The sequence below is a fragment of the Bradyrhizobium sp. USDA 4472 genome (genome assembly GCF_054058595.1).
In genome coordinates, this window is sequence record NZ_JBSSAM010000001.1 from 5,691,676 (window position 1) to 5,708,555 (window position 16,880).

The 16,880-nt window shown below is 64.6% G+C and carries 18 protein-coding genes and 1 pseudogene; 10 read left to right on the plus strand and 9 right to left on the minus strand.

The genetic code is table 11. The features are described 5' to 3' along the window. Positions 1 to 37 precede the first annotated feature (37 nt). Positions 38 to 1,672 carry a flagellar hook-length control protein FliK gene (locus tag ACVWZ4_RS26640; RefSeq protein WP_456741514.1) on the plus strand — a complete coding sequence of 545 codons (1,635 nt, stop codon included), beginning with the start codon at positions 38 to 40 and terminating at the stop codon, positions 1,670 to 1,672. Then, positions 1,669 to 1,932: an EscU/YscU/HrcU family type III secretion system export apparatus switch protein gene (locus ACVWZ4_RS26645; RefSeq protein ID WP_456704066.1), complete on the plus strand. Its 264-nt coding sequence runs from the start codon at positions 1,669 to 1,671 to the stop codon at positions 1,930 to 1,932. Before ACVWZ4_RS26640 ends, ACVWZ4_RS26645 begins: the two co-directional genes overlap by 4 nt. A gap of 130 nt (positions 1,933 to 2,062) precedes the next feature. Here the strand turns inward: ACVWZ4_RS26645 and ACVWZ4_RS26650 are convergent. Further along, a pseudogene (locus ACVWZ4_RS26650) lies at positions 2,063 to 2,399 on the minus strand (hypothetical protein); the annotation flags it as partial. 118 nt (positions 2,400 to 2,517) lie between these two features. Continuing rightward, positions 2,518 to 2,922 carry a DUF4260 domain-containing protein gene (locus tag ACVWZ4_RS26655; protein ID WP_456704065.1) on the minus strand — a complete coding sequence of 135 codons (405 nt, stop codon included), beginning with the start codon at positions 2,920 to 2,922 and terminating at the stop codon, positions 2,518 to 2,520. Positions 2,923 to 3,067: 145 nt separating this feature from the next. Between ACVWZ4_RS26655 and ACVWZ4_RS26660 the strand changes: the two genes are divergently transcribed. After that, entirely contained in the window at positions 3,068 to 4,600 is a 1,533-nt protein-coding gene (locus ACVWZ4_RS26660; RefSeq protein WP_456704064.1) for an acyl-CoA carboxylase subunit beta, read from the plus strand. Between the two features lie 38 nt (positions 4,601 to 4,638). Beyond that, on the plus strand, positions 4,639 to 4,986 hold the full coding sequence (locus tag ACVWZ4_RS26665) for a hypothetical protein (protein WP_456735433.1): 348 nt from the start codon (positions 4,639 to 4,641) through the stop codon (positions 4,984 to 4,986). A gap of 9 nt (positions 4,987 to 4,995) precedes the next feature. Here the strand turns inward: ACVWZ4_RS26665 and ACVWZ4_RS26670 are convergent, their stop codons facing one another. Then, entirely contained in the window at positions 4,996 to 5,148 is a 153-nt protein-coding gene (locus tag ACVWZ4_RS26670; protein ID WP_456704062.1) for a hypothetical protein, read from the minus strand. A gap of 93 nt (positions 5,149 to 5,241) precedes the next feature. Next, positions 5,242 to 5,895, minus strand: coding sequence for a glutathione S-transferase family protein (locus ACVWZ4_RS26675; protein ID WP_456704061.1), 654 nt, complete (start codon positions 5,893 to 5,895; stop codon positions 5,242 to 5,244). Positions 5,896 to 6,076: 181 nt separating this feature from the next. Between ACVWZ4_RS26675 and ACVWZ4_RS26680 the strand changes: the two genes are divergently transcribed. Then, positions 6,077 to 6,412 (plus strand): twin-arginine translocation signal domain-containing protein, encoded by a 336-nt coding sequence (locus tag ACVWZ4_RS26680; RefSeq protein WP_456735432.1) that lies wholly within the window; start codon positions 6,077 to 6,079, stop codon positions 6,410 to 6,412. Between the two features lie 85 nt (positions 6,413 to 6,497). Here the strand turns inward: ACVWZ4_RS26680 and ACVWZ4_RS26685 are convergent, their stop codons facing one another. From ACVWZ4_RS26685 to ACVWZ4_RS26695, 3 genes are all read right to left on the minus strand, one after another. Next, positions 6,498 to 6,743, minus strand: coding sequence for a GCG_CRPN prefix-to-repeats domain-containing protein (locus ACVWZ4_RS26685; protein WP_456735431.1), 246 nt, complete (start codon positions 6,741 to 6,743; stop codon positions 6,498 to 6,500). 187 nt (positions 6,744 to 6,930) lie between these two features. Next, positions 6,931 to 7,938, minus strand: a complete 1,008-nt coding sequence (locus ACVWZ4_RS26690) for an alpha/beta fold hydrolase (protein ID WP_456735430.1) — start codon at positions 7,936 to 7,938, stop codon at positions 6,931 to 6,933. Positions 7,939 to 7,986: 48 nt separating this feature from the next. Further along, positions 7,987 to 8,685, minus strand: coding sequence for an ArsR family transcriptional regulator (locus ACVWZ4_RS26695; RefSeq protein ID WP_177243638.1), 699 nt, complete (start codon positions 8,683 to 8,685; stop codon positions 7,987 to 7,989). A gap of 189 nt (positions 8,686 to 8,874) precedes the next feature. On the opposite strand from ACVWZ4_RS26695, the gene ACVWZ4_RS26700 reads away from it, so the two are divergent. From ACVWZ4_RS26700 to ACVWZ4_RS26710, 3 genes are read left to right on the plus strand one after another with little or no spacing between them, the layout of a single operon-like run. Beyond that, on the plus strand, positions 8,875 to 9,183 hold the full coding sequence (locus tag ACVWZ4_RS26700; RefSeq protein WP_456735429.1) for an NIPSNAP family protein: 309 nt from the start codon (positions 8,875 to 8,877) through the stop codon (positions 9,181 to 9,183). 24 nt (positions 9,184 to 9,207) lie between these two features. After that, on the plus strand, positions 9,208 to 9,558 hold the full coding sequence (locus tag ACVWZ4_RS26705) for an antibiotic biosynthesis monooxygenase family protein (protein ID WP_456735428.1): 351 nt from the start codon (positions 9,208 to 9,210) through the stop codon (positions 9,556 to 9,558). Positions 9,559 to 9,609: 51 nt separating this feature from the next. Next, positions 9,610 to 10,419, plus strand: a complete 810-nt coding sequence (locus ACVWZ4_RS26710; protein ID WP_456741515.1) for an isocitrate lyase/PEP mutase family protein — start codon at positions 9,610 to 9,612, stop codon at positions 10,417 to 10,419. Between the two features lie 60 nt (positions 10,420 to 10,479). Here the strand turns inward: ACVWZ4_RS26710 and ACVWZ4_RS26715 are convergent, their stop codons facing one another. Continuing rightward, positions 10,480 to 10,908 carry a hypothetical protein gene (locus ACVWZ4_RS26715; RefSeq protein WP_456704054.1) on the minus strand — a complete coding sequence of 143 codons (429 nt, stop codon included), beginning with the start codon at positions 10,906 to 10,908 and terminating at the stop codon, positions 10,480 to 10,482. Positions 10,909 to 11,072: 164 nt separating this feature from the next. Between ACVWZ4_RS26715 and ACVWZ4_RS26720 the strand changes: the two genes are divergently transcribed. Then, positions 11,073 to 11,717 (plus strand): trimeric intracellular cation channel family protein, encoded by a 645-nt coding sequence (locus ACVWZ4_RS26720; RefSeq protein ID WP_456704053.1) that lies wholly within the window; start codon positions 11,073 to 11,075, stop codon positions 11,715 to 11,717. A 70-nt stretch (positions 11,718 to 11,787) separates the two neighbouring features. On the opposite strand, the gene ACVWZ4_RS26725 is transcribed toward ACVWZ4_RS26720, so the two are convergent. Further along, a complete protein-coding gene (locus ACVWZ4_RS26725; protein WP_456704052.1) occupies positions 11,788 to 12,990 on the minus strand; it encodes a c-type cytochrome in 1,203 nt (400 codons plus the stop codon). Positions 12,991 to 13,270: 280 nt separating this feature from the next. On the opposite strand from ACVWZ4_RS26725, the gene ACVWZ4_RS26730 reads away from it, so the two are divergent. Then, a complete protein-coding gene (locus tag ACVWZ4_RS26730) occupies positions 13,271 to 16,762 on the plus strand; it encodes an indolepyruvate ferredoxin oxidoreductase family protein (RefSeq protein WP_456741516.1) in 3,492 nt (1,163 codons plus the stop codon). The last annotated feature ends 118 nt before the right edge of the window (positions 16,763 to 16,880 follow it).

The following is a 16,880-nucleotide window of genomic DNA, read 5'->3' on the forward strand; positions in this document are numbered from 1 at the left end:
GCCTTAGGGTGGGAGCACGTTCTCTCGGGCCCCCTAGATGGCGACGCCGATAAGCTCGATCATTCCCGTCAGTGCCGCCAGCCTCGTGGCTGATGCGGCCACGCCGGATCTTGTGCTTCAGGCCGGCAGCGTCGTCGACGCCAAGGTCGTCAGCGTGCTCGCGGACAATCTGGTGCGGATCGCGATCGCCAACCTCTCGATGGACGTGATGTCCGAGGTGTCGCTGACCCCGGGTCAACATCTCCAGCTCGCGGTATCGCGGAACGACGGCACCATCAGGCTGGCTGTCGTCAATGGGGCGGGCGAGGCGAGCGCCGATCAGGTCACGCTGACGGCGACGGCCGCCTCGCTGGTCGACAGCCCGTCGCTTGCGCCGTCAATGACCTCAGTCCGCAATTCCTTGACCCCGACCGAGCAGGTCGCCGTCACAGTCGCATCGGCCGAGGCCGCGACGAAACAGGGCAGCCAGGCGCCATTGTTTGCCAATCTGGCGTCGGTCGTCAGCGGCAGCGATCTGCCTGCTGGCCTGAAGCAGGCGGTGCTGGAGGTTCTGGCGCAACAGACGCCGCTCGACACTGCGCTGGATGGCGGCGATATCGAATCCGCCTTCCAGAAATCCGGCCTGTTTCTCGAAGCCTCGCTGGCCGCGGGGGGGACGCCATCGTCAGGTGCGGTACCGGATTTGAAGGCCGCGCTGCTGGTGCTGCGCCAGACGCTGGCCGTGACCTCAGCCACGCTCGAGCCCGCCGCGCCGCCGACGCAGGCCCTTGCGATTGCGACGAATGCCGTCACGCCGCAGCAGAATGCAGCTCCGGCGCTGCAGGTGGCCGGCGAAGCTGTGCAGACGGCGTTGCCAGGGCCCGAGGCGGGGGGCGCTCAACTCACGCAAATGCCGCGCGACGCCGCGCTTGCGGTTGCCGTGCTGGAAGACATGGCCGGCGAAACGTCGCAGGCAGCACTGCCGCGGGCCATCTCCGCAGGCCTTGCCGCAAGCTTGCTGCAGGAGGTCACGCAAAACCTGCCGCGCATGACCGGCAATGTGCCTGGCACGAACAAGGTGCTGCCTGACGGGCATGTCTTCGAAGCGGCCGCGCGTACGCCGCCGCCGCCGCCGTTCCGCGGCGCGCTTCCGTCGCCGCAGGCAATCGCCTCACCATCACTGACGCTGAATGCGCCGCTCGCTGCGACCGTGCATCGCCTGCTCGACGATACCGATGCCGCGCTCGCGCGGCAGACCCTCCTGCAAGTCGCTTCACTGCCCGACCGCGTCGATGCCGGCGGCCATCGCATCGATCCGAGCGTACCGCAGTGGAATTTCGAGATTCCGTTTGCGACGCCGCAGGGCACCGCGATGGCCCAGTTCGAGATATCGCGCGACGGCGGCAACGAAACGCCAGACACCGCCAAGCGCGCCTGGCGCGCGCGCTTCACGCTCAATGTCGAGCCGGCGGGCCCCGTGCATGCGCTGGTCACGCTCAACGGCGACAAGACCTTTGTGCGGATGTGGGCCGAGCGGCCGGCGACGGCGCAGCAACTCCGCGCCGGCATCGGTGAGCTCAATCAGGCGCTGACCAAGGCCGAGCTCAAGCCCGGCGACATCGTCGTGCGCGACGGCACCCCGCCGCAACCCGCGCCGGCCCGCGCCGGGCATTTCCTGGATCGCGCCACATGAGCGAGGAGTCCAAGCTCGCTATCGCGCTGCATTACGAGAAGGGCAGCGGCGCGCCCGTGGTCGTCGCCAAGGGCAAAGGTACGATCGGCGCCAAGATCGTCGAGATCGCCAGGGCCAACGACATCCCGATCGAGGAGAACGAGATCCTGGCCGGCGCGCTTTCGAAGGTCGAGCTCGGCGAAGAGATTCCGCCGGACCTCTACAAGGCCGTCGCCGAAGTGCTGGTGTTCGTGCTGCGGCTGTCGGGCCGCGCGCGCTAGCGCATCAGGTTGATCGGGCTCGTCATTGCGAGGAGCTCTTGCGACGAAGCAATCCAGGCTGTCACCCCGGAAAGACTCTGGATTGCTTCGCTACGCTCGCAATGACGGAGAATTTGGCGCCGACGCGGGCCTATCCCAGCTTGAACAACGTCTGCAAAAATTCCACCAACGCTTTTCGCGAGGCCTCGGCCGTGGCGGGATTGCCGCCGACATGTGGATTGAGCTCGACGCAGGGGTCCTTGTAGGTGAAGGGCGCGTTGGTATCGCCGTTCATCAGCACGCCGCCGTCGCCCTCCCTGATGTGGCAATTGCGCACGGTCTGGGCATTGGCCACACGGTGACCGAGGCGACGCCGAGCAGGCCGCCGTCAAAACCGTGCGCGCTGCGGCGAACTGCACGCCCGACTTGTTCCAGAGCTTGTGGAAGCGGTCGAGGCTCGCATAGAGCGTCGCCTGGCCGCCGCGCGATCCGTCGTCTTCTTCGCCGTCAGCGCCTGATCGGATCTGGAGCAAGCCTGGATCGGCTGGTCCGGTCAACTGATCAGCGCGGGCAAATCGCGCTCATCCCGCCGCGCGTGCACGGGGATCAGGCGCTTTTCTGGCGGCCGATCCGCCCCAGATGGGTGAAGCCGAAGCCGGCGTCATATTTCAGGCCGTAGCCCAGGGCCCGGTCGATGCCGATATGGGCGAGCCAGATCAAGGCGATGGACAGGGTCAACGGCGAGGAGAACCCTAAGCCCAGCGTCATCAGCGCCACCGGCGCCATGTAGCTGTGGGCGGCGTTGTAGACCAGCGCGCCGAGTCTGGCGTCCGACAGGTACGCCAGGAAGCTCAGATCCGGCACCAGGAAGAGCAGGGCGTAGAGCCACCAGGAGCCGCCCCAGGTCGCATAGAGCGCGGTCATGGCCGCGAACAGCGCGAGCCCCTCGAGCCGCAGCAGGATCCTGACGCCTCCGGTCACGGCACCCGTGCCAACTGCGCTCTCGTCCATGGTTCACCTCTCAGCAAAACTCTGGAATTCCTTGCGCCTTCAGGCTACCTCAAGGCAGCCCTGCGGCGCCGAAAGCCGCTTTCCGGCGCGCAAAATGCCGTGTTAGAACCCGCTTCACTTAAGGCTTAAGAACTGGCGGGAGCAAATGAAACATATCCTGGACGCCCTCGAAGACCGTCGCGCCGGCGCAAAGCTCGGCGGCGGGGAGAAGCGCATCGAGGCGCAGCACGCCCGCGGCAAGCTGACCGCCCGCGAGCGCATCGAGCTCTTGCTCGACAAGGGATCGTTCGAGGAGTTCGACATGTTCGTCGAGCACCGCTCCACCGAGTTCGGCATGGAGAAGAACAAGATCCCCGGCGACGGCGTCGTCACGGGGTGGGGCACCGTCAACGGCCGAAAGACCTTCGTCTTCGCCAAGGATTTTACGGTGTTCGGCGGCTCGTTGTCGGAAACGCATGCGCTGAAAATCACAAAACTCCAGGACATGGCGATGAAGGCGAGGGCGCCCATCATCGGCCTCTATGATGCGGGCGGCGCCCGCATCCAGGAAGGCGTCGCAGCGCTCGCCGGCTATTCCTACGTGTTCCGCCGCAACGTGCTTGCCTCGGGCGTGATCCCGCAGATCTCGGTCATCATGGGCCCATGCGCCGGCGGCGACGTCTATTCGCCTGCGATGACGGACTTCATCTTCATGGTGAAGAACACCAGCTACATGTTCGTCACCGGCCCCGACGTGGTGAAGACCGTCACCAACGAGGTCGTCACCGCGGAAGAGCTCGGCGGCGCCTCGGTGCACGCCACGCGCTCTTCGATCGCGGATGGCGCCTTCGAGAACGACGTCGAGACGCTGCTGCAGATGCGGCGCCTGATCGACTTCCTGCCGGCTAACAACACCGACGGCGTGCCGGAATGGCCGAGCTTCGACGACACCGCCCGTATCGACATGTCGCTCGATACGCTGATCCCCGACAATCCGAACAAGCCCTACGACATGAAGGAGCTGATCCTGAAGGTCGTGGACGAGGGCGACTTCTTCGAGATCGCGGAGAGCTTCGCCAAGAACATCGTCACCGGCTTCGGCCGTATCGCCGGCCGCACCGTCGGCTTCGTCGCCAACCAGCCGATGGTGCTGGCAGGCGTGCTCGACAGTGACGCCTCGCGCAAGGCCGCGCGCTTCGTTCGTTTTTGTGATGCCTTCAACATCCCGATCGTGACCTTCGTCGACGTTCCGGGCTTCCTGCCGGGCACCGCGCAGGAGTATGGCGGCCTGATCAAGCACGGCGCAAAGCTCTTGTTCGCGTACTCGCAATGCACCGTGCCGCTGGTGACGGTCATCACCCGCAAGGCCTATGGCGGCGCCTTCGACGTCATGGCCTCCAAGGAAATCGGCGCCGACATGAATTACGCCTGGCCGACCGCCCAGATCGCGGTCATGGGCGCCAAGGGTGCGGTCGAGATCATCTTCCGCTCCGACATCGGCGATGCCGACAAGATCGCCGCCCGCACCAAGGAATACGAGGACCGCTTCCTGTCGCCGTTCATTGCCGCCGAGCGCGGCTACATCGACGACGTCATCATGCCGCATTCGACCCGGAAGCGGATCGCGAGGGCACTGGCGATGCTGAAGGACAAGAAGGTCGAAGCGCCGGCGAAGAAGCACGACAATCTGCCGTTGTAGAATCCGCTTTGCAATCGGGATCTGGTAACCGCAATCCCATGACCGACGACGATCTGATCGACGAAATCTCCGACATCGAGGATCGGATCGAGCGGCTCGCCGGGATCGCCGAGCGTTGCCGGAAGTACATCCTGGCGTCCAAGATCGCGATCGGGGGCGGCGCGGTATTACTCCTGGTCACCATCCTCGGGTTGTCTGGATTGGGTCAGACCGCCACGCTCGGCTCGATCGCGCTGGTGCTCGGCGGCATCGTCTCGCTCGGCTCGAACGTCAGCACGCTGCGGCAGTCGGAGGATGCGATCGGTGCTGCCGAGGCGCGCCGCGCGGCACTCATCGGCGGGATCGATTTGCGCGTGGTGGCCGATACGCCGATGAAGCTGGTGTGACGCGCCGCCTTATGCAGCAGTCCTGACGGTCAAGAGCTCCAGCTCCGCGCGACATTCGGCGGCGAAGGCTCGCAGCCGTTCCGCGGTTTGCGGATCGAGGATCGCCTTCGCCAGGCGCTCGGCGCGGGCTACCTGCTCTCTGAGATAGTCGATGCGGGTCATGGGTCACCTTCCACCTCGACAATTTGAAGCAAATTGCTTCGTTCCAGCGGCCGTGAGCCTATGGCTAACATCGGGTTAACGATGTGCGGCAGGTCACATCCCGCGCGCCTTATCCGCTGCGGCGAAGTGCGCCATCTGATCGGCGTGGGCCTTTGCGAACGCCGGACGGCCTATCGCGCGCGCGACGTAGGCGCGGCAGGCGGGGCTGTCGGCCAGCCCGTCGAATTGATCGACGACGCGCAGGACGTCCGACATCAGGATGTCGGCGGCGGAGAACGATCCGGCCAGCCATTCGCGGCCGGCCAGCACCGGCTCGAGATGCTTGAGGCGGAGCTTCAGGAAGTCGTCGACGAATTTCCATGCCGCCGTATCGGTTGGGTGGCGCATGAACTTCGACATCGTCCACGGCAGGCTTGCCATCTCGACCGAGTTGAGCGCGGCGAACAGCCATTCAGTGGCTTCGCTGCGGCCGCGCCGATCTGATGGCATCAGTTTCGGGCTGAGCCCGCCGAGATGCAGCAGGATCGCGCCGCTCTCGAAGATCGAAAGGTCGCCGTCGGTCAGCCATGGCACCTGGCCGAACGGCTGGTGCACAAGATGTTCTGCGCCGCGGTCGTTGAATGGCGTGCTGGCAACGCGATAGGGCAGTCCAGCCTCTTCGAGCGCCCAGCGGACCCTGAGATCGCGCACATAGCCGCGCGGTGGCGGGGGAACCCAGTCGTAGGTGATCAAGGTGAGGTCGACCATGCAGTGTCTCCATGCTGTCTCGAGCCTAGGACGGATGGAGCCGGCACGTTCCGACAGGCCTGCGATGTTTTTTCGCCAAGCGCAGACCCGTCGAATCTGAACGGTTGATTCAGCCGCAGTTCATGTCGCCGCCGCGACAATTCCTCTGCATCACTTGATCGATGAATCGGAGGATTGAGTCATGGAGCGCCGGAACTTTTTGAAACTTGCATTCGGTGTCGCGGCGGCAACTGCCGCGTTCACCGCCGCCGCACAGGCCGCGCCGCTGGCGCCGCGGGCGCTGGGGAACGGCAGCATGCCATCAGCCAATCCGGACGCTCATCCCGCCGTCACCACCAGTGAGGAAGTAGCAGAGCTCAAGCCCGAGCAGGTGCGCTGGGGGCACGGCCACTGGCATCACCGTCACTGGGGCTGGCATCACCGTCACTGGGGCTGGCGTCACCGGCACTGGGGTTGGCATCACCGGCACTGGGGTTGGCGCCGTCGCTGGCACCGTCGCCATTGGCGCCACTGGTAAGGGCAGCGCCTGGACTGAAAAAGGGGATCGCGATTGCGATCCCCTTTTGGTTTGGGCCATTCACCGATATTGACCGCGCGAAAGATCAGAACGGACGGCAGCGGCCGGCGTACCAGCGGAAGCCGTAGGGGCAAACGCGCGGACGCACCACGACAACAGGCGGGGCGACCACGACAGGCGCGGGGGCGACGACGACGGGACCGCGCATGGGACGGCAGCCGCCATAGGGGCCGCGGTACCAGCCCGGGCCGCAACCACCGGCGGCGCCGGCCGCCTCGCTGAAGCCGACGACCGCACTGGCGAGCATCACGGCGGCAAAGAGATATTTCATCCGATCTTCCTTCTGGTCCTCGGGAGCAAGTTCTCGGGCAGGGTTTTGCGCTTGCGGCGCACAAGGACGCGATTTGACACATTGATTTGGACACGTGCCGTCACGTTGCGATCCAAGCCTGCCAATCATGACGTGAATGCGGCATGAACATTCCTCGCGTGCTGCCTGAAGCGACAATTCGGCGTCGCTAGCGACCGAGAAAGCCCAGCACCAATTCCTTGTACTTCCCGGGCGCTTCCAGGAAGACGAGGTGACCGGTATCCGGAATAATCTCGGCGCGCGCATTCGGCATCTTCGCAGCAAACGCCGTTGCGAGCTCGGCATTCTGCCCCATCTTTGCGCGCAAGGCTTCCGGCGCATTCGGCCGGCCCGGCGCGTTGTGGTCGTCGGCGCCCATGATGAACAGCGTCGGCTCGGTGATCTCAGCAATCTCGTGCGCAACCGGCTCGCGATAGATCATCTGCCCGGAAGAGACGAAGGCGCGCAGCCAGCGCGGGTAATCGGGGCTGCCCTTGATGTTGAAGCGGGCATCGATGAACGGCGTGATCGCCTCTGATGGCAGCTTGATCGCGTAGTTGGTCTGCAGCTGCTTGCGATAGCCATCGGCGGTGAGCTTGTCCTCGCTCTCGATGATCTTCTCGGTCGGCGTTGGCGGCACGTAGAGGCGGTAATCTTCGAGCCCGATCGGCGCGGTCAGCACGAGATGGGAGACGCGGTCGGGATAGGCGCGGGCGATGCGCACCCCCAGCATGCCGCCGAGTGAATGCGCGATGATGTCGGCCTTGTCGATTTTGAGGTGATCGAGCAGCGCGATGGAGTTGCGCGCCAGATTATCGAAATGCAGTTCGCCTACAGGCTTGGACGATTTGCCGAAGCCGATCTGGTCGGGCACCACGACGCGGTAGCCGGCCTCGTTCAGCATCTTGATGACATCGGCCCAATAACTCGACGGAAAATTGCGACCGTGCAGCAGCACCACGGTGCGCCCGTTCGGCTGCTCCGGCGCGATGTCCATGTAGGCCATGCTGAGCTGCTCGCCGTCGTTGACGACAGGCAGCAGATGCACGGGGTAGGGATAGGCAAAGCCCTCGAGCGAGATGCCATAGGGTTCGCGTTGCGGCGTGTCGGCGGCGCGGGCGGTGAGGGGAAAAGCGAGCAGGGCGGCGATGAGCGCGGCCGGCAGGATGGGGAACATGGGGGTCTCCGTTCACACGCGGTCGTGTGCTGCCACGCCAGGCCGTGATCAGTCCTTGCCGTTGCCGAACAGCACCGCAAACTGCTTCTCGCCGGTGCGGGTGAAATTCACCACGCGGCTGCCGGGCGTGGCGTCGCGCGCGGCCCATTTCAGCTCGGCAAACCGCTGCATCATCGCGGCACCCAGGGTTCCGGCGAGATGGTGGCGCCGCTCGCTCCAGTCGAGACAGGCTTTGCAGACCGGGCGGCGCGGATGGCTGAGCATCTCCGATGAAATCTGCAAATTCTTGGCGAGGAAGCGCTCGCCTTCCGCCGTCAGCTCGATCTCCTGCTTCTTCTGCTTCACCAGGTTTCGTGCACGCAGGCTGTCGAGCATCTGCACGCCGAGATCGCCGGCGAGGTGGTCGTAGCAGATCCGCGCGCGCCGCAGCGCCGGATCCTTCGGCCCGGTGCGCACGCGCATATGGCCGGTGCGCGCAGCAAGCCCTGCAAGCCCTTCGAGCACGCCGGCGACATCGTCGTCGGTGAGGCGGTAGTAGCGGTGGCGGCCCTGCTTCTCCGGCTCGACCAGCCCGCCGGCCTCCAGCTTCGAGAGATGCGAGCTCGCCGTCTGTGGGGTGATGCCGGCCTCCTGCGCGAGCTCGCTCGCGGTGAGCGCGCGTCCGTTCATCAGCGCCGTGAGCATGTTGGCGCGGGCGGGATCGCCGACCAGCGCGGCGACCATGGCAATGTCGGGTCCTGATTTCATGCTTCGATCGTAGCCGAAGCATTGTAGCCGGGCAAGCGCGTAGTTTCTCGCCATCTCGCCATTTGCGAGGAACCCGTGACGAATTGCGAAGCAATTTGCACTGGTGCCGATGCAATCCAAACTCTCCCCGCGGAGGGATTCCCGGATTGCTTCGCTGCGCTCGCAATGACGGAGGAAACAGGAGAGCCCATGTCCGTCACAGTTTTCATCCGCTATCAGCTTGATCCCTTCAAGCGTGCGCAGTTCGAGGATTATTCGAAGCGCTGGCTCGCGATCATCCCGAAATGCGGCGGCGACCTGATCGGCTATTTCATGCCGCATGAGGGTACCAACAACATCGCGTTCGCGCTGGTCACCTTTGAAAGCCTCGCCGCCTACGAAGCTTATCGCGCGCGGCTGCGGCACGATGCCGAGGCGATGGCGAACTTCCATTTTGCCGAGGACAACAAATTCATCCTCGCGGAGGAGCGCACCTTCCTGCGCAAGGTGGTAATGTAGGTTACCAACATCAAGGAGACTGCCATGATCGCCGTGATCTTCGAAGTCTGGCCCAAGCCCGAGCACTGCCAGACTTATTTCGACCTCGCCGCCGATCTGAAGCCGATCCTGCAGGCCATCGACGGCTTCATCTCGGTTGAGCGGTTCGAAAGCCTGACTGAGAAGGGCAAGTTCCTGTCGTTATCGTTCTGGCGCGATGAGGCCGCAGTGCAGGCCTGGCGCAACACAATGGAGCACAGGCGCACCCAGGCCAAAGGCAGGGCGACGATCTTCGCCGACTATCATCTGCGCATCGCCAGCGTCGTCAGGGACTACGGCATGAATGATCGCGAGCAGGCGCCGAAGGACAGCCGCGCGGTGCACGACGCGCACTAGCGCCGTCGAGCGCGCAACCCCATCTCTGCGCAGCCAACACGGGAGAGAAACATGCATGTGACAACTGCAGACAAGCGCGCAACATTCAGGAAGATGCACGAGAGCGGATGCTTCATTCTGCCCAATCCCGTCGATGTCGGGAGCGCCAAGGCGTTGCAGCATCTCGGTTTCAAGGCCATTGCGTCGTCGAGCGCGGGCTTTGCCTGGACCATCGGCAAGGCCGACAACCGCGTCACCGTCGAGGACGTGTGTCAGCATCTGGCAGCATTGAGCTCGTCTGTCGACATTCCCGTGAACGCGGATTTCGAGGGCGGCTTCGCGGTCGAGCCGGACAAGGTCGCGGAAAATGTCGCGCGCGGCGTGCGCACCGGCGTCGCGGGCCTGTCGATCGAGGATTCCAGCGGCGACAAGGACAAGCCGATCTATGAGCGCGCGCTCGCGGTCGAGCGCATCAAGGCCTCGCGCAAGGCGATCGGCGACAGCGGTACGCTGCTGGTCGGCCGCTGCGAGGCGTATCTCTGGGGCGTGACCGATCTCAAGCTCGTCATCGACCGGCTGACCGCTTACGCGGATGCCGGCGCCGACTGTCTCTATGCGCCGGGCCTGAAGACGCGCGAGGACATCGCCGCCGTGGTGAAGGCCGTCGCACCCAAGCCGTTCAACCTGCTGATCGGCGCGGCTGGCCTGTCGTTGAAGGAAGCCGAGGATCTCGGCGTGCGCCGCATCAGTGTCGGCGGCTCGCTCGCCCGCGCCGCCTGGGGCGGCTTCATGCGCGCGGCGAAGGAGATGGCGGAGAAGGGCACCTTCACCGAGCTCGGCACCGGCTATTCCGGCGGCGAGCTCAACAAGATGTTCGGATAGATCCATACGGAAGCGGCGGGACCTTTCGATCCCGCCGCTGTCGCTTCGTGTTGCAAATTGTTACTTCGCGCCGTCGGACGGGGTCTGCGTATCCGGTGCCGCCTTTGCCGCAGGCGTATCCGGGGCCGGTGCGGCCGGCTTGCTGGAGGCGGCGCCCGTGGTCACGCCCGGTGCGGTGTTGTTACGCGGGGTCACGTCCCGCATGCCGGGAGGCGCGGCCGGGTTGGCCGGAGCCGTCTGCTGCGCGGTCTGCGTCGCAGGCGTATTGCTCGCCTGGTTGCCTGTGCTGGAGTTGTTCAAGCCATAGAACACGGCACCCAGCACCAGGGCGATCGCCACCGCGAACAGCGCAACCTTGCCGCTGGAGGCGGGGCCTTCGCCGAGCTCAGGATCGACCTGAAGGTCGGCATCCCGGCGCGCCGCGCGAAGATACTCATCGTCGGCGAGGTTCGGGCGGTACGGATCGTTGGGAAAACGGTCGTCTGCCATCGATTGGGTCTCCTCGTTGTTACGCCGTGACAACCCTCGGCTGCGAGATTCTGTTCCGCCCCTCTTATGCTTTCGTCGGATGTTGCCCTCTCATGAGGAATCGGGAACCTGTTCCTCAAGAGCCGATGGACCGGGTTCCATGGCCGCAACGAGGGAACTGACCGATGTGGAGCTTGCCGCCAACCGACAGCGTGCTGCATCTTCTCGCGTATATCGCCATTTCGGCCGAGGGCATGACGGCAGCATTGGCGGCCGGCAGACGCAGCATGGATTATGTGGGTGTCTGCCTTCTCGCCTGTGTCACAGCGCTTGGCGGGGGCACGCTGCGCGACTTGTTTCTCGGTCACTACCCGCTGGTCTGGGTTGCAAATCCGGTCTACCTGGCGCTACCGGGCGGTTCGGCGCTCGTGACGATCCTGATGGCGCGACTGGTGCATCGGCTGCACGTCGCCTTCATCGTGCTGGATGCCATCGGCCTCGTCGTCTTCACCATGATCGGCTGCAACGTCGCCTGGCAGATGGATGCCTCGCTGCCGATCGTCATCGTTTCAGGCATGGTGACCGGCTGCGCCGGCGGTGTGTTGCGCGACGTGCTCTGCAACGATGTCCCGCTGCTGTTTCGCTCCGAGCTCTATGCCAGCGTTTCAGTCGTGACGGGACTATTCTACGCGACTGCATTCGGCCTCGAGCTCAACGCCGAGCTCTGGACCATCCTGACCTTCGTGCTCGGCCTCGGCTTCCGTCTGCTTGCGGTGCGCTACAAATGGGAGATGCCGAAATTCGTGTTCACGGGAGATGAGGAGCGGTGAGCGCTGTCGCGCGCGAATGGCGAATTGCGAATGGATCCGCCGTTCGCCGTTCACTTTTCCCATTCGTTCCTCAATTGCGCGCCTTCGCGACCTGCTCCGGCGTCACCAGCGGGCCGGCATTGCCCCAGGAGTTGCGGATGTAGTTCACCACAGCCGCGATCTCCTCATCCGACAATTGCCTGGCATAGGCCGGCATCTCGCCGGTGTTCGGCGCCCGCGGCGTCGTCACGGTGTGCGCGCCGTCGAGAATGACGCGCAAGGTGGAGGATGGATTGATCGATTGCAGCAGCGCGTTGCCCGGCAGCGGCGGATAGATGCGCGGCGCTCCGGTGCCGTCGGCTTCGTGGCAGGCGATGCAGAACTTTGCATAGACCGCCTGGCCGGCTTTCATCTCGCTCTCGTCAGGCGGCGTCACGATGGTCTCGCGGCGCGCCGGCGGCAGGCCCTTCAGGTAAACCGCGATGGCACGCACATCGGCATCGCTCATCTTCGAGGTCGAATTGACGATCACCTCGGCCATCGGGCCGCCGGCATGGCTCCGGGCATTGCGGCCGCTCTGTAGATATTCGGTGATGTCCTCGGCGCTCCACGATTGCAGCCCGCTGCGCGCGGCGCCATCGAGACGCGGCGCGTACCAGCCGTCGAGCTCGCTGCCGGTCAGCGCCTGCGCGCTCTTGTCCGCACCGAAGTAGTTCTTCGGCGTGTGGCAGGCGCCGCAATGTCCGGGTCCGGTGACGAGATAGCCGCCCCTGTTCCACGTCGCGCTCTTGCTCTGGTCCGGCTCGAACAGGCCGGGCGTGAAGAACAGCAAGTTCCAGCCGCGCATCAGGACGCGATAATTGAGGGGCCAACGCAGCTCCGGCGGCTTGTTGCGGCTGACGACAGGTGCGAGCGTGCCGAGATAGGCGCGGATTGCCAGCGTGTCGTCCTTGGTCATCTTCGTGAAGTAGGGGTAGGGAAAGGCCGGGTAGTAAAGCGAGCCGTCCGGCGCGGTGCCGGTGCGCAGGGCGCGGGTGAAATTATCGTCGCTCCAGGCGCCGATCCCGGTCTCGCGATCAGGTGTCAGGTTCGGCGCATAGATCGCGCCGAACGGCGTGTCGATGCGTTTACCCCCGGCGAACGGCTTTGCCGGATCGGCTGTGTGGCAGCCCGCGCAGTCGCCGGCCTCGACCAGCGTCTTGCCGGCGGCGATCAGCTCGGGCGACGGCTCGGCGGCAACTGCCGCGCGCGCAATCGCACTGCACAAGATCAGGCCCGCCAGAATCCCCCGCATCCTCGACCCTTCTTGCTGCGACTCATCGCCCATTCGCATCATACGGGCGTCACGTCATTTCGCGACGGCGGGCTATGGTGACACAAATTGAAAATCGCCAATGCCTTTCCGGCCACGAAATTGCGTTTTTTTCCCGTCGCCGCGGCAGGCCCAGATTTGTGATGCTTTGCGTTGAATATCCGACATAGAGTGGCGGCGATGGTCGGCGCGCCCTAGCTAAAAACAACGGGCAGGCAACGGCTTAAGCAGCCAACGCTCAAAAGGGCGGAAGAGGACAACGATGGGCATCAACCAGGGTCCGATCAGTCTCGATCAGAAATACACCCAGGACACCGGCCATATTTTCACGACGGGCATCCAGGCGCTGGTCCGTTTGCCGATGGCCCAGATTCGCCGCGACCGCGCCGCCGGCCTGAACACCGCGGGCTTCATCTCCGGCTATCGCGGCTCGCCGCTCGGCGGCTATGATCAGCAGCTCTTCGCCGCTCGCAAGCACCTCGAGCAGTACAACATCAAATTCCAGCCCGGCGTGAACGAGGATCTGGCGGCAACCGCGGTCTGGGGCTCGCAGCAGCTCAACCTCTCGCCCGGTGCGAAGTATGATGGTGTCGTGGGCATCTGGTACGGCAAGGGTCCGGGCGTCGACCGCTGCGGCGACGTCTTCCGCCACGGCAACGCGGCGGGCTCCGCCAAGAACGGCGGCGTGCTGTGCCTCGCCGGCGACGACCACGGCGCCAAATCCTCGACCGTCCCGCACCAGTCCGACCATGCCTTCATCTCGGCGCTGATGCCGTATCTCTATCCCTCGAGCATTCACGAGATGATCGAGATGGGCCTGCTCGGCATCGCGATGTCGCGCTATTCGGGCTGCTGGGTCGGCATGAAGGTGATCACGGAGACGGTGGAGACCACCGCCGAGATCGATCTCACCGACGAAATGAAGCCTTTCATCATCCCCCCGGATTTCGAGCTGCCGCCCGGCGGCCTCAATCTGCGCTGGCCCGACGATCGCTTCGAGCAGGACCGCCGCCTGCAGGACTACAAGGGCTTTGCAGCGATCGCCTTTGCGCGCGCCAACAAGGTCAACCGCATCACCATGGATTCGCCGAACGCCCGATTCGGCATCATGGCCTCGGGCAAGAGCTACGAGGACGTCCGCCAGGCGCTGCGCGAGCTTGGGATTACCGAGCAGGTCGCCGCCAAGATAGGCCTTCGCCTCTACAAGATCGGCATGCCCTGGCCGCTGGAGCCGGAAGGCGTGCGCCAGTTCGCTGTCGGGCTGGAAGAGATCTTCATTGTCGAAGAGCGCCGCGAGATCGTCGAGAACCAGGTGAAGCAGGAGCTGTTCAACTGGCGGGACGACGTGCGCCCGCGCATCGTCGGCAAGATGGACGAGCACGACAAGCGCTTCCTGACCTTCGCCGCCGAGCTCAGCGTTGCCTCGCTTGCGACCTCGCTGACCGAGCGACTGCTTCGACTTGATCTCAACCCCGAGATCGCGGAGATGCTCCGCGCCAAGGCCGACTGGTTCAACGGCCGCCAGGCGTCCCAGATGATCCCCACGGCGCCTGTCTCCCGCACGCCGTATTTCTGCTCCGGCTGTCCTCACAACACATCGACAATAGTCCCCGAAGGCAGCCGCGCCATGGCCGGCATCGGCTGTCACTTCATGGCGCTGTGGATGGACCGCTCGACCGAGACGTTCACCCATATGGGCGGCGAGGGCGTGCCGTGGGTCGGGATCGCGCCTTTCACCAACGAGAACCACATTTTCGCGAACCTCGGCGACGGGACCTATTTCCATTCGGGCATTCTGGCGATCCGGCAGGCGATCGCCTCCAAGGCCAACATCACCTACAAGATCCTCTACAACGATGCGGTGGCCATGACCGGCGGCCAGCGCCACGACGGCGATCTGTCGCCGCAGAAGATCATGGCCCAGCTGCACGCCGAGGGCATCAGCGAGATCTATCTCGTCTCGGAGAACCCCGATGCCTATCCGGCCGACACGATCGCGCCCGGCGTCAAGAAATATCACCGTGACGAACTGCAGAACGTCATGAAGATGTGCCGCGAGTACAAGGGCACTTCGGCGATCGTCTTCGTGCAGACCTGCGCCGCCGAAAAGCGCCGCCGCCGCAAGCGCGGCCTGATGGAAGATCCGGCGCGCCGGATCATGATCAACCCGGCCGTTTGCGAGGGCTGCGGCGATTGCTCGGTGCAATCGAATTGCATCTCGGTCGAGCCGCTGGAGACCGAGTTCGGCCGCAAGCGCGCCATCAACCAGTCGTCCTGCAACAAGGATTATTCCTGCCTGAAGGGTTTTTGCCCGTCCTTCGTCACCATCGACGGCGGCGCGCCACGGCACCGAGCGCCGGCCGATCTCGGCGATATCCGCGCGATTCCCGAGCCGGCGTCGCGGCCGGCGCTCGACAAGCCCTACAACATCGCGGTCGGCGGCGTCGGCGGCACCGGTGTGCTCACCATCGGTGCTCTGCTCGGAATGGCCGCGCACATCGAAGGCAAGGCCTCGATGATCCTCGACATGTCCGGCCTTGCGCAGAAGGGCGGCGCGGTGCTGAGCCACGTGCGCCTCTCCGATCACCCGGCCGAGGTGACCTGCTCGCGCATCGTCACCGGTACGGCCGATGTCGTGCTCGCCGCCGACGAGGTGGTCGCAGTCGCCAAGGACACGATCTCGCTCTGCGATAGCACCCGCACCCGCGGCATCATCAACAGCCACCTGATCCCGACCGCCGACTTCGTCCTCAACCGCGACTTCGATTTCCAGACCCGCAAGCTGAACGGACTGTTAGAGACGGCGCTGCACAAGGATTCCGTGTTCTTCGACTTCACCAAGCCCGCGGAGCGGCTGCTCGGCGACAGCATCGCCACCAACATGATGATGATGGGCTATGCCTATCAGAAGGGACTGTTCCCGCTGTCGGCGGAAGCGATCGAGCAGGCAATCGAGGTCAACGGCGTCGCGATCAAGATGAACAAGGAAGCCTTCCGCCTCGGCCGCCTCGCGGTCGCGGATCCGGCACGCCTCGCCGAGATGCTGAAGGGCACGGACGAGGTCGCAGCGCCCAAGACACTGGATGCCATGACGCTCGACGAAGTCATCGAGCATCGCGTCAAGCATCTCACCGCCTACCAGAACGGCCGCCTGGCCAAGCGCTATCGCAAGTTGGTTGACCAGGTCCGTGATGCCGCGGTGAAGGGCGGCTACGGCGATGCGCTGCCGCGCGCAGTCGCGATCAACTATGCAAAGCTGCTCGCTTACAAGGACGAGTACGAAGTCGCGCGCCTCTTCACCGACGGCGCTTTCGCAAAACAGCTCAGCGACCAGTTCGAGGGCGACTACAAGTTCAGCTTCAACCTGGCCCCACCGATCTTGGCGAGCGGCGTCGATGCGCTGGGTCGTCCGAAGAAGCGCGCCTTCGGCCCGTGGATGCTGAAGGTGTTCGGTGTGCTGGCGAAGCTCAAATTCCTCCGCGGCACGCCGCTCGACTTCTTCGGCCGCAGCGCCGACCGCAAGCTCGAGCGCGATCTGATCGTCGGCTACGAGAAGGACGTCGCCACCGTGCTCGGCCTGTTGTCGCCGGTCACGATCGATACCTCGGTCGAACTGCTCTCGCTGCCCGACCGCATCCGCGGCTACGGCCCGGTGAAGGAGAAGGCCGTCGCCGACGCCAAGGCCCGTTACGCCCAGCTCGCCGCCGATTTGGCGAGCCCGCCGCCAGCGCCAAGGCAGATTGCCGCGGAGTAGGGCGGTCTGGTGGGGCGGATTAGCCAAGCGTGATCCGCCACGCCTGTTGCCGCGGAGGCCAAATCGGCGAATTACGCCTCCGGCTAATCCGCGCTGCGATTTATCCTTTTAAATCAAC

What these genes read in the sequence shown, in the direction of transcription:
- ACVWZ4_RS26730 (WP_456741516.1), top strand. Translation starts at nt 13,271, where the DNA reads ATGGGCATCAACCAGGGTCCGATCAGTCTCGATCAGAAATACACCCAG.
- ACVWZ4_RS26695 (WP_177243638.1), bottom strand. Translation starts at nt 8,685, where the DNA reads ATGAAATCAGGACCCGACATTGCCATGGTCGCCGCGCTGGTCGGCGAT.
- ACVWZ4_RS26680 (WP_456735432.1), top strand. Translation starts at nt 6,077, where the DNA reads ATGGAGCGCCGGAACTTTTTGAAACTTGCATTCGGTGTCGCGGCGGCA.
- ACVWZ4_RS26660 (WP_456704064.1), top strand. Translation starts at nt 3,068, where the DNA reads ATGAAACATATCCTGGACGCCCTCGAAGACCGTCGCGCCGGCGCAAAG.
- ACVWZ4_RS26655 (WP_456704065.1), bottom strand. Translation starts at nt 2,922, where the DNA reads ATGGACGAGAGCGCAGTTGGCACGGGTGCCGTGACCGGAGGCGTCAGG.
- ACVWZ4_RS26675 (WP_456704061.1), bottom strand. Translation starts at nt 5,895, where the DNA reads ATGGTCGACCTCACCTTGATCACCTACGACTGGGTTCCCCCGCCACCG.
- ACVWZ4_RS26665 (WP_456735433.1), top strand. Translation starts at nt 4,639, where the DNA reads ATGACCGACGACGATCTGATCGACGAAATCTCCGACATCGAGGATCGG.
- ACVWZ4_RS26645 (WP_456704066.1), top strand. Translation starts at nt 1,669, where the DNA reads ATGAGCGAGGAGTCCAAGCTCGCTATCGCGCTGCATTACGAGAAGGGC.
- ACVWZ4_RS26700 (WP_456735429.1), top strand. Translation starts at nt 8,875, where the DNA reads ATGTCCGTCACAGTTTTCATCCGCTATCAGCTTGATCCCTTCAAGCGT.
- ACVWZ4_RS26715 (WP_456704054.1), bottom strand. Translation starts at nt 10,908, where the DNA reads ATGGCAGACGACCGTTTTCCCAACGATCCGTACCGCCCGAACCTCGCC.
- ACVWZ4_RS26725 (WP_456704052.1), bottom strand. Translation starts at nt 12,990, where the DNA reads ATGCGGGGGATTCTGGCGGGCCTGATCTTGTGCAGTGCGATTGCGCGC.
- ACVWZ4_RS26640 (WP_456741514.1), top strand. Translation starts at nt 38, where the DNA reads ATGGCGACGCCGATAAGCTCGATCATTCCCGTCAGTGCCGCCAGCCTC.
- ACVWZ4_RS26710 (WP_456741515.1), top strand. Translation starts at nt 9,610, where the DNA reads ATGCATGTGACAACTGCAGACAAGCGCGCAACATTCAGGAAGATGCAC.
- ACVWZ4_RS26670 (WP_456704062.1), bottom strand. Translation starts at nt 5,148, where the DNA reads ATGACCCGCATCGACTATCTCAGAGAGCAGGTAGCCCGCGCCGAGCGC.
- ACVWZ4_RS26705 (WP_456735428.1), top strand. Translation starts at nt 9,208, where the DNA reads ATGATCGCCGTGATCTTCGAAGTCTGGCCCAAGCCCGAGCACTGCCAG.
- ACVWZ4_RS26720 (WP_456704053.1), top strand. Translation starts at nt 11,073, where the DNA reads ATGTGGAGCTTGCCGCCAACCGACAGCGTGCTGCATCTTCTCGCGTAT.
- ACVWZ4_RS26685 (WP_456735431.1), bottom strand. Translation starts at nt 6,743, where the DNA reads ATGAAATATCTCTTTGCCGCCGTGATGCTCGCCAGTGCGGTCGTCGGC.
- ACVWZ4_RS26690 (WP_456735430.1), bottom strand. Translation starts at nt 7,938, where the DNA reads ATGTTCCCCATCCTGCCGGCCGCGCTCATCGCCGCCCTGCTCGCTTTT.